Here is a 12,678-nt window from a genome sequence, read left to right as displayed (position 1 = left end):
CATACCATTGGATTCCCGTTCCCGTAGCTACTAAATCAGCTACTGTTGGGCTATCGGCACTACAGAATGCTTGTGCGCTTGCTGTTGGTGCGGTTGGGGTGGTGTTTACTGTTAACGTTGATTCTCCTGAAGTTAAACTAATACATTCATTTAAGGTACTGGTAATAACCACACGGTATTTATTTGTTGAAACTCCAGTAGTAGGATTCGTGATAGTCAAACTCGTCGTAGTTACATCCGAATAAATTCCTGTATTCGTCAAATTACTCCAGGCTCCCGCTCCTCCGGTTTGCACTTGCCACTGGTATACTAATCCTGTTGTTGAAGGAGTACTCCCGCTATAGTCTGGAACTCTAGCAGGAGCTGTCCCCGTAAAAGTAGTAGTAGTTAACGAAGTTGCTCCAACTGAAATCGAACCTGAGTCAGCAGTACAAATGCTTACTGCGGTACTAGGTTGGGTATTAATTTGCGCTGAAGCCGCTACAATTTCGTTTCCGGTCAATCCTTGACCTTGATCACCACCGGCATCAGCTGCACCTCCTGAATTTACGAGGTTAGGTACACCATTTGCATCGACACCTCCTTGGGTGGCTATATTTATTCTTCCATTTCCATCTAATTGGGCAGCTGTCACATTTTCATTTCCTTCAATCGCATCCAAACAACCATCATTATCTGAATCGGTATCAAGATAATCTGGTGTTCCATCACCATCGGTATCACAAGAGATTAATGATATCGCAATTTCATCTATTAAAAGCGTATTATAAGCAGAGCCTGCATTATTGTTATAGATTTCTATTGTTACTGAAGTCGTTGTTGAAGTAAACAAAAACTCGTAACGCGTCCAATTTAAAGATACTGCTCCCGTATTAATCGTTTGTAAAACGGTTCCCATTCCATCCTTAATTTGCATACGAACATCAGGATAATTTGATAGTGGCTGACCACTAACCTCTCTGGCTGCCGCTGCAAATAAACTATACGAATATTGCTCATTTGCCTGCACTGTTAGTGTTTCTGAATACATCAATACAGGGGTCACACCTTGTGGATTATCTAATGCAAGGTATTTCCCTTCTGTTTCTCCAGCAGCATCTGCTCCTGAATTGGGTTGATACCACGATTGTCCTGGGAAATCAGCATTGGTACCAACCCTTACGTTTTGTACATTTGCTGCTGGAACATTGGGATGACTAGTAGCTGGACTACCTGTACCAGTTCCAAAATTATCTGAGAAGGCAAAACAAGGTCTTTCATCTATATCTAAAATCCCGTCATTGTCATCATCATAGTCATTTATATCGGCTACATTATCGCCATCAGAATCTGTTAGCACTGTAAGCGTAGCACTATTCTCAATACTAATACACTCATTATTCGGGTGTGTCACAATCAATTTGTACACTTTACCATCTAATCCATTCACATTGGAAATCATCAAATTGGCAGATGTTGTTCCTGAATAGACACCTCCGTCTGATAAGTTCACTCCATCTTCTTGCCATTGATAGGTACTTGCCGCTGCGGCACTCCCTGCACCGTAATTTGGTGTAGTACTAGGTGGGGTTCCTGTAAAAGTGGTTGTATTTGTTGCCGTTACTGAAGTAACTGTAAAATTAGTAGAGTTTCCTTCAATTACTGACTTATTTTGTAAAGCAGTTGCATCAACAACTACTTGGGTTGCTACAATTTCATTTCCTGTCGCTCCTTGCCCTTGATCACCACCGGCATCAGCTGCTCCACCTGAATTTACAAGGTTCGGAACACCGTTTGCGTCAACACCTCCAAGACTCGCTTGATTAATTCTTCCATTTCCATCAAGCTGAGCTGCTGTAACATTTTCATCTGCCTCTAAAGCATCAAAACAGCCATCATTATCTGAATCTAAATCTAAGTAATCGGGAGTTGAATCTCCATCCGTATCGATACAAGTAGTCGAAACCACACTTGTTCTTACTCTGGGATTATCCAAACGAACATTCCCTGAGGCATTGTAAAAATACACCCTCAGTTCGTAGGTTGCATTTGCTTTCATTGCAAACACATTAGACATATCAAAATCACCATTATTACTAGAGGATACCACTATTCCACTATCCAGAACGTGTTCTGTTCCTGAATTTGGATCGTAAATAACTACTGCAACGGTAAAAGTTCCTTGCGATATACTTCCTAAATAAGGAAATGTAAATCTTGAAATGGTTCTTGTCTGAGATCCTGTAAACAAGGTTGACCCCATATAATCACCGTCAGTTTGTGCTGCTGCGAAAGTCGATTGATTCACTCCTGTTACATCGTGAATCGTTGCTCCAGAAATACTTTGCTTCGTGACATTCACTCCAGGACCATCTCCGTCATAGAAATTGGTTGCGCTCACAATTCCACCACTACCTCCAATATTCACTTCATTTGATCCTCCATCTTGGAAGTAACCTATAGCATAGTCGTGGGTTAGGGTAACGTTTTGTGAACATCCTTCATCGGTATCCAAGATACCGTCATTGTCATCATCAAGATCACAGGCATCACTGATATTATCTCCGTCAGAATCTGTATTCCCTGATGCGGTTGCATTACACGGATCATTAATGGTAATGGAATCGCTCAAGGTATCGGGTAGTGCATTAGACTCCGTCTCGGTTAAACTTACATTGGTTATGGTATTTGTTATGGTCGTTGGACCTGTATTTGCATTTACTGTTGTTGTTATGGTTAACGTTGCTGTTTGATTTGCTGAGAGGGTTCCTACTGCCCAAACTCCAGTTGAAGAACTGTAGGTTCCAGAGCCTGAATGACTCACGTAACTCAATCCTGCTGGTAAGACATCCGTGATGTTGATATTTGTCCCATCATTCACCCCACCGTTTTTGGCTGTCAAGGTCCAGTTAACTGTGGCTCCTTCATTAAAGGTCGATCCACTTGCCGCTTTGGTCACCTGAATGTCAGGAGAACAGTCCGTCACAGCAGTACTTCCACCATCGGCTAAAGTAATATTGGTAGCGCTACCAGAAAAGTTTGACACCAGTAGGGCATAATACTTTCCAGTTGTCACTGTCAGACTGAAATTAAATCCAGCTGCTGTATCATAATCACAGGCTAACGGAGTTGAGTAAGATCCGCAGGAAGTGGTCATGTCAGACAACGTATCGAAAGGACCCCAAATGGCTCCATCGACATCTACCAAATTTGAATTTGTTTGGTTGATCACTAAACTTCCCCCGGTATCTACCTTAAAATAGAACCAGCGTGAGTTCGGACTTGAACCGAGACAACCGTAATTATTTGTTGAATTAATAGTGTGAGCTTCTCCTCCGGAAGTTTCTGCCGCATAGGTTTGAGAAGCGCCAATACAAACGGCTGTAAAGTCCGAGAGTACTGTACAATTTTGGGCCGAGGCTCCTAGTGGTAACAACAGGAACATCAATATCCACAAGGGATATTTTGAAAGGTAATTTTTAACCATAACTATGAGATATTACATTAACAATAGCCAATCAAAATCTTGCCATGCAAAAGCAAGAGTCATTGACTTAATAACTCGTAGTATTAGTATTAGTAGTTGTAGTGTTGTAGTATGTAGTTGTTAGTAGTTAGTCGTCAAAATATGTAAACTGGGTCGGTTTATATATTCATTCGTTTGACGGTGTAAATATATATAAATTAACAAATGTTAACAAAATTTATTCGACGAAATCCCCTAAGAAGTGCTAAAATGTATCGACGAATGGTTAAAAACCACGTTCATTTTTTATCTTTTCATAGGCTTCTTGAACCTTTTGAAATTTCTGTTTTCCCATTTTTACGTGTTCTTCTCCTAGTCCGACCAACTTATCGGGGTGATACTTTTTCACCATCTTTCTATACGCCTGTTTTATCTCACTGTCACTCGCTGTTCTCTCTATTTCTAAGATCTCATAGGCACTCTCAGACTTTTGCTCGAACATCGCACGGATAGATGCAAAATCTCGATCACTTATATATAAATAATATGAGATTTTATGTATCGTTTCTTCTTCAATAGGAGCAACATGTCCATCGGCTTGCGCTATTCCGAACAAAAAATGCAATAATTGTAGTCTCGACGAGTGCGACATATATTCCCTAATCTGTATACAAACCTGTCTTGCAGAAACATCTTTCTTTACGATACCTTTAAAGAGTTTGAAGGCATTATTTGCTCTTGTTTTGCCATAAAGACTAACAAAATACTGACGGACAAAATCGAGTTCTCGTTGATCGATTCTACCATCTGCTTTAATAACTATAGATGCCAATACCAACAAACTAATTTCAAAATCGCCTGATTGGGCTTGACTCCTATTCCCTGTATTCTGCTGATACTCTCGTTGTTCCGCTTTTAAATCCTCCACAGAAACTCCATCGATAAAACTTCCTACTACAAACCCTATTATAGCTCCAATGGGCCCTCCCATTGTGAATCCAGCACCAGCCCCCAACCATTTCGCAAATTTTCCCATGAATATATTTTTCCTCAAATATAAACACTTAAATGCTACGAATATCTTTTCACAAAAATTTTAAGGAAATCTTAAATCTCACCGGGTATAAAAAGTAGTAATTGCTACAATAAGATAAGCTTATCACGAATATTTTGCGTGCCCATACAAAAGAGGTATCTTTGTAAAAATTTAATATATATGTATCCAGAAGAATTAGTAAAACCAATGCGTGACGAGTTGATCAGCGCTGGATTTGACGCTTTATACACTGCGGAAGATGTAGATAACGCCTTAGCAAAAGAAGGAACTACCTTGGTGATGGTAAACTCAGTATGTGGATGTGCAGCAGGAACTGCCCGACCAGGTGCAATTGCATCTTTAGGTGCAGATAAGAGCCCTCAACATTTAACTACTGTTTTTGCTGGAGTTGAGAAAGAGTCTACAGCAAAAGCTAGAGAATATATGATTCCATTTCCTCCATCTTCACCAGCAATCGCTTTGTTCAAAGATGGTCAATTAGTTCATATGTTAGAGCGTCATCACATTGAAGGTCGATCTGCTCAAGCTATCGCTCAAAATCTAGCAGCAGCTTACGACGAGCACTGTTAATAAACCATACAAAGAAACACTGAGTATTTTACTCGGTGTTTTTTTTAGGGTATTTAAATACTACATCATCTACTCTCCTTTAGAAGGATATTATTTTTGAATTGCGATTACCTGTAGCTCCAAGACCTACTTTTAAAACAACCTCATGGGTTCCCGCGTTGTATTGTCTGTATGCTCCTGTGGTTAAGTCATAAGAGTAACTCAACAGGGAAGCATTGCCAATTTTGAGTCCTACTAGTCCTCCCAATGCATTCCCTAATCGATAATTAAGACCTACCCTGAACTTATTGTTGAACAAAAAATTAGCTGATACATCCAGCGTTATTGGAGCACCAAAAACCGCCTTTGCCATCATGGCTGGTTTAAACATTACATTTTGATTGATATACACCCACATTCCACTATCCACAAAAAAATGGATTCGATTGGTGGCTTCATTAGCTTTTGTTGTCTTTTTTACACGACTCGTACGAACAACATTTGGAACGGCTATTCCCAAATAAAACTTTTCATTTCTGTAAAGTATTCCAGCGCCTATAGTGGGACGTATACCACGGATATAATCCTGAAGATTCCTATCCCCAGTATCCTTAATATACCCCAGATTATGATCTAATCGAACATAACTGCCTCCAAATCTCATCCGGAAGCCAAAGTCTCCTTTCCACTTAATTCCACCTCATAAGCTGCTCCTACATTAAAAGAAAGCTCCTTAACAGGCCCCGCAGTATCATTCATAAAGTTTATACCTATTCCCCAATTTGAATTGCTCCATGGCGCACGAACACTTAACAACTGTGAACGCGGAGCTCCGGGAATACCGATCCACTGCGAACGCGCCGAGAAGGTAATCTCGGCATATTCTTTGGCCCGCGCATAAGCTGGATTGAATGAAAAAGCATTCAGCATGTATTGCGTAAACTGGGGGTCTTGTTGACTCCATCCTTTAAAAAAATAATGAAAAATTACAACTATTAATAGAATTCGCGTCTGTTTCATTGTCTATATTTTACGTGATTTCCTACCTATTATATTTACTCTGTACTTAAATAAATCCAGCCAACTCGTGGACTATTACCGTTTCCTGGATCAAAGACATAATAATAGGTACCAGTTGGCAACCTACTTCCGCTAGAAATAGTTGTACTTGCCTCAGAAATTCCATTCCAATTATTTTGATATCCATGTTTTTTGTACACTAAACTTCCCCATCTGTTGTAAATTTTGATATCATTATTTTTATAATTCGATTCATTAAGACAACTAATGATCAACACATCGTTTTTACCATCATCATTAGGTGTCAGATAACTATAGGCTGTAAAACAAGGAACAATCTGGTTATCTAAAGAATCCGCAATCCCATCACCATCTTTATCTTCATCAATAAATACAACTACAGTGGCCGTTTTACAATTTCTGGGATTTGAAAAATTTTCACAAAGCTGGTATTCAAATTGATAAACACCCTTTCTCACCTGACTTGAAATGCTAAGAGTCCCATCTGTAAGTAATTCTATACCTAAAGGCAATCCAAAAGTTTTTACAGTCAGCTGTAATTCCTTATCTCCTAAAACTATTGGAGTTCCACGAAAACTATCATTGGCAAAAATGGATGAGGATGTTAATCCGGACAACAAGGGAGGCTTTTTAAAACCATCGTCAACTACTAGCAACTCGTTGAGAACTCGAATCGTTACCTCACCTTGTTTACAACTCTGTAAACTACTGTGATCACATAATTCATAACGCAACTTGTAAATGCCTGAAGGAATGTCTTTTTTAATAAAAATAGCCCCATCATTATTGAGTTCCAACACGTTCGAGCTTTTCACCAAAAACATGGATACTTCATCAGGACCATTTCCTAACTCTACCATTTGCCCATTTAATGTATCATTGGCCAATACTGAACTTGTGGTATCTCCTGGTTTAAAAGAACTATGCATAAAGTCATCGGCACGTACTTCTAATTTATTTCTTACCTTAATAATACCAGTAGCTATCGAAACTCCACAATTCCCTTCCATACTAATACTGTAATTGAAAACCCCACTTTGCACAGGTATTCCATTAATCTCCAACAGTCCTGATTTCCATTGAGCAGTAACCCCTCTAGGCAAGCCCTTGACACTGATCATTTTGTTTATCCCAGTAGTTTTATGAGTAATCACGGGTAAGTGATCCCCATAAAAAACTTCTGATTGTGAGGATCCTGTCGATACTGTATTGTTTTTAAAAACAGTTATTTTACCCTCTACAAATATATCGCCACATTGGGCTATCAGTGGAATACGATAATTAAAAACTCCTGATTCCAAAGGACTTCCTGTGATTTCCACAGTGGTACCTCCTACCAAACGTGCCTCAACTCCTGAGGGTAAATTTTCTGGTGTTCCCAATCCTGTTACCCCTGAAACCGAATGTTCGATAGTTGTTAACAGTGTTCCAACACATAAGCTCTCAGACTTATCAAGGTTATCAACAGTACTTTGCGGTAACACCGTGATGCTTCCTTCAGCAAATAAATCACCACATTGAGCCGTTAAAGAAATACGATAGTTAAAAACTCCTGATACAGAAGGTGTTCCTGTAATTTCCACAGTGGTACCTCCTACCAAACGTGCTTCAACTCCGGAGGGTAAGTTTTCTGGTGTTCCCAATCCTGTTACTCCCGAAACCGAATGTTCGATAGTTGTTAACAGGGTACCCACACATAAACGTTGTGATTTATCAACATTATCAACAGTGCTTTGCGGTATTACGGTGATACTTCCTTCGGCAAATAAATTTCCACATTGGGCCGTTAAAGGAATACGATAATTAAAAACTCCTGATTCAGAAGGTGTTCCTGTAATTTCCACAGTGGTACCTCCTACCAAACGTGCTGCTACTCCAGAGGGTAAATTTTCTGGAGTTCCCAATCCTGTTACTCCTGAAACCGAATGTTCGATAGTTGTTAACAGTGTTCCCACGCATACAGTTTGTGATTTATCAACATTATCAACAGTACTTTGCGGTAACACGGTGATGCTTCCTTCAGCAAATAAATCTCCACATTGGGCCGTTAAAGGAATACGATAGTCAAAAACTCCTGATTCAGAAGGTGTTCCTGTAATTTCCACAGTTGTACCTCCTACCAAACGTGCTTGTACTCCCGAGGGTAAGTTTTCTGGAGCTCCCAACCCTGTTACTCCCGAAACCGAATGTTCGATAATTGTTAACAAGCTGCCCACACATACAGTTTGTGATTTATCCACATTATCAACAGTGCTTTGCGGTATTACGGTGATGCTTCCTTCGGCAAACAGATCTCCACATTGGGCTTTTAAAGGAATACGATAGTTAAAAACTCCTGATACAGAAGGTGTTCCTGTAATTTCCACAGTGGTACCTCCTACCAAACGCGCATCTACACCTGAGGGTAGATTTTCTGGAGTTCCCAATCCTGTTACTCCCGAAACCGAATGTTCGATACTTGTTAACAGTGATCCTACACATACAGTTTGTGATTTATCAAGGTTATCAACAGTACTTTGCGGTAACACGGTGATGCTTCCTTCGGCAAACAGATCTCCACATTCGGCAACAAGTGGAATATGATAATTAAAAACTCCTGATTCAGAAGGGGTTCCTGTAATTTCCACCGTGGTACCTCCTACCAAACGTGCTTGTACTCCCGAGGGTAAGTTTTCTGGAGCTCCCAACCCTGTTACTCCCGAAACCGAATGTTCGATAGTTGTTAACAGTGTTCCCACGCATACAGTTTGTGATTTATCAACATTATCAACAGTACTTTGCGGTAACACGGTGATGCTTCCTTCAGCAAATAAATCTCCACATTGGGCCGTTAAAGGAATACGATAGTCAAAAACTCCTGATTCAGAAGGTGTTCCTGTAATTTCCACAGTTGTACCTCCTACCAAACGTGCTGCTACTCCAGAGGGTAAATTTTCTGGAGTTCCCAATCCTGTTACTCCTGAAACCGAATGTTCGATGGTTGTTAACAGTGTGCCCACACATAAACGTTGTGATTTATCAACATTATCAACCGTACTTTGCGGTAACACGGTAATGCTTCCTTCAGCAAATAAATTTCCACATTCGGCTACCAACGGAATACGATAATTAAAAACTCCTGATTCAGAAGGACTTCCACTAATGACAACCTCATCATTCTGAAATTTAGCCGTTACTCCTGATGGCAATCCGCCTGCAATTCCAATTCCACTCACTCCCGTTGTTGCATGTTCGATAGTTGTTAACAGTGTGCCCACACATACAGTTTGTGATTTATCAAGGTTATCAACAGTACTTTGCGGTAATACAGCGATGCTTCCTTCGGCAAACAGATCTCCACATTGGGCTACCAACGGAATACGATAATTAAAAACTCCTGATTCAGAAGGGGTTCCTGTGATTTCCACCGTGGTACCTCCTACCAAACGTGCTTGTACTCCCGAGGGTAAGTTTTCTGGAGCTCCCAACCCTGTTACTCCCGAAACCGAATGTTCGATAGTTGTTAACAGTGTGCCCACACATACAGTTTGTGATTTATCAAGGTTATCAACAGTACTTTGCGGTAACACGATAATGCTTCCTTCAGCGAATAAATCGCCACATTGGGCTATCAGTGGAATACGATAATTAAAAACTCCTGATTCAGAAGGTGTTCCTGTGATTTCCACAGCGGTACCTCCTACCAAACGCGCTGCTACACCTGAAGGTAAATTTTCTGGTGTTCCTAATCCTGTTACTCCCGAAACCGAATGTTCGATAGTTGTTAACAGTGATCCCACACATACAGTTTGTGATTTATCAAGGTTATCAACAGTACTTTGTGGTAAAACGGAAATGCTTCCTTCAGCAAATAAATCGCCACATTGGGCTATCAGCGGAATACGATAATTAAAAACTCCTGATTCAGAAGGTGTTCCTGTAATTTCCACAGTTGTACCTCCTACCAAACGTGCTTGTACTCCCGAGGGTAAATTTTCTGGAGTTCCCAATCCTGTTACTCCTGAAACCGAATGTTCGATAGTTGTTAACAGTGTGCCCACACATAAACGTTGTGATTTATCAACATTATCAACCGTACTTTGCGGTAACACGGTAATGCTTCCTTCAGCAAATAAATTTCCACATTCGGCTACCAACGGAATACGATAATTAAAAACTCCTGATTCAGAAGGACTTCCACTAATGACAACCTCATCATTCTGAAATTTAGCCGTTACTCCTGATGGCAATCCGCCTGTAATTCCAATTCCACTCACTCCCGTTGTTGCATGTTCGATGGTTGTTAACAGTGTTCCCACACATAAACGTTGTGATTTATCAACGTTATCAACAGTACTTTGTGGTAACACGGTAATGCTCCCTTCAGCAAACAGATCTCCACATTGAGCCGTTAAAGGAATACGGTAGTTAAAAACTCCTGATTCAGAAGGACTTCCTGTGATTTCCACAGTGTTACCTCCTACCAAACGTGCTGCTACACCTGAGGGTAGATTTTCTGGTGTTCCCAATCCTGTTACTCCCGAAACTGCATGTTCGATAGTTGTTAACAGGGTGCCCACGCATACAGTTTGTGATTTATCAACATTATCAACATTACTTTGCGGTAACACGGTGATGCTTCCTTCAGCAAATAAATCGCCACATACCGCCGTTAAAGGAATACGATAGTCGAAAACTCCTGATTCAGAAGGGGTTCCCGTGATTTCCACAGTGGTACCTCCTACCAAACGTGCTTCTACACCAGAGGGTAAATTTTCTGGTGTTCCCAATCCTGTTACTCCCGAAACCGAATGTTCGATACTTGTTAACAGTGTTCCCACGCATAAGCTCTCAGACTTATCAAGGTTATCAACAGTACTTTGCGGTAACACCGTGATGCTTCCTTCGGCAAATACATTTCCACATACCGCCGTTAAAGGAATACGATAATTAAAAACTCCTGATTCAGAAGGTGTTCCTGTGATTTCCACAGTAGTGCCTCCCACCAAACGCGCTTCTACTCCTGAGGGTAGATTTTCTGGTGTTCCTAATCCTGTTACTCCCGAAACCGAATGTTCGATACTTGTTAACAGGGTTCCCACGCATACAGTTTGTGATTTATCCACATTATCAACAGTGCTTTGTGGTAACACGGCAATACTTCCTTCAGCAAATAAATCGCCACATTGGGCCGTTAAAGGAATACGATAGTTAAAAACTCCTGATACAGAAGGTGTTCCTGTAATTTTCACAGTGGTACCTCCCACCAAATGTGCTTCTACTCCGGATGGCAAATTTTCTGGAGCTCCCAATCCTGTTACCCCTGAAACCGAATGTTCGATAGTTGTTAACAGGGTTCCCACGCATAAACTTTGTGATTTATCAACATTATCAACAGTGCTTTGCGGCACTACGGTGATGCTTCCTTCGGCAAATAAATTTCCACATTCGGCAACAAGTGGAATACGGTAGTTAAAAACTCCAGATTCAGAAGGTGTTCCTGTGATTTCCACAGTAGTACCTCCTACCAAACGTGCTTCTACACCTGAGGGTAGATTTTCTGGTGTTCCCAACCCTGTTACTCCTGAAACCGAATGTTCGATACTTGTTAACAGGGTACCCACACATACAGTTTGTGATTTATCAAGGTTATCAACAGTGCTTTGCGGTAATACAGTGATGCTTCCTTCAGCGAATAAATCGCCACATTCGGCAACAAGTGGAATACGGTAGTTAAAAACTCCTGATTCAGAAGGTGTTCCTGTGATTTCCACAGTAGTGCCTCCCACCAAACGCGCTTCTACTCCTGAGGGTAGATTTTCTGGTGTTCCTAATCCTGTTACTCCCGAAACCGAATGTTCGATACTTGTTAACAGTGTTCCCACGCATACAGTTTGTGATTTATCCAGGTTATCAACAGTACTTTCTGGTAACACCGTGATGCTTCCTTCAGCGAATAAATCGCCACATTGGGCTATCAGTGGAATACGATAACTAAAAACTCCTGATTCAGAAGGTATTCCTGTAATTTCCACAGTAGTACCTCCTACCAAACGCGCTGCTACACCTGAGGGTAGATTTTCTGGTGTTCCCAATCCTGTTACTCCCGAAACCGAATGTTCGATACTTGTTAACAGTGTGCCCACACATATAGTTTGTGATTTATCAAGGTTATCAACAGTACTTTGCGGTAATACAGTGATGCTTCCTTCAGCGAATAAATCGCCACATTGAGCTATCAGTGGAATACGATAATGAAAAACTCCTAATTCAGAAGGTATTCCTGTAATTTCCACAGTAGTGCCTCCCACCAAACGTGCTTCTACACCTGAGGGTAGATTTTCTGGTGTTCCCAACCCTGTTACTCCTGAAACCGAATATTCGATACTTGTTAACAGTGTGCCCACACATAAACGTTGTGACTTATCCAGGTTATCAACAGTACTTTGCGGTAACACCGTGATGCTTCCTTCAGCGAATAAATCGCCACATTCGGCAACAAGTGGAATACGATAATTAAAAACTCCTGATTCAGAAGGTGTTCCTGTGATTTCCACAGTAGTACCTCCTACCAAACGTGCTTCTACACCTGAGGGTAGATTTTCTG

General features: G+C 40.9%; 3 protein-coding genes and 2 pseudogenes. 1 reads left to right on the top strand and 4 read right to left on the bottom strand.

Annotated features, from left to right (window positions below; translation table 11 throughout):
- Both ACXAG7_RS19690 and ACXAG7_RS19685 read right to left on the bottom strand, forming a co-directional pair.
- A pseudogene (locus ACXAG7_RS19690) lies at positions 1 to 3,466 on the bottom strand (hypothetical protein); the annotation flags it as partial.
- Between the two features lie 265 nt (positions 3,467 to 3,731).
- Positions 3,732 to 4,481, bottom strand: coding sequence for a TerB family tellurite resistance protein (locus ACXAG7_RS19685; RefSeq protein ID WP_476667888.1), 750 nt, complete (start codon positions 4,479 to 4,481; stop codon positions 3,732 to 3,734).
- Between the two features lie 180 nt (positions 4,482 to 4,661).
- Here ACXAG7_RS19685 and ACXAG7_RS19680 point away from each other — a divergent pair, with 180 nt between their 5' ends.
- Positions 4,662 to 5,072 (top strand): BrxA/BrxB family bacilliredoxin, encoded by a 411-nt coding sequence (locus ACXAG7_RS19680; RefSeq protein ID WP_408042284.1) that lies wholly within the window; start codon positions 4,662 to 4,664, stop codon positions 5,070 to 5,072.
- Positions 5,073 to 5,151: 79 nt separating this feature from the next.
- Here ACXAG7_RS19680 and ACXAG7_RS19675 read toward each other — a convergent pair.
- Both ACXAG7_RS19675 and ACXAG7_RS19670 read right to left on the bottom strand, forming a co-directional pair.
- A pseudogene (locus ACXAG7_RS19675) lies at positions 5,152 to 6,071 on the bottom strand (PorP/SprF family type IX secretion system membrane protein).
- 35 nt (positions 6,072 to 6,106) lie between these two features.
- Positions 6,107 to 12,678, bottom strand: a 6,572-nt coding sequence (locus tag ACXAG7_RS19670) for a gliding motility-associated C-terminal domain-containing protein (protein ID WP_476667887.1), incomplete at its 5' end; no start/stop codon positions are given.

The organism is Tenacibaculum sp. AWR4_210 (assembly GCF_056160945.1).
This window is presented reverse-complemented; position numbering and strand designations above follow the sequence as displayed.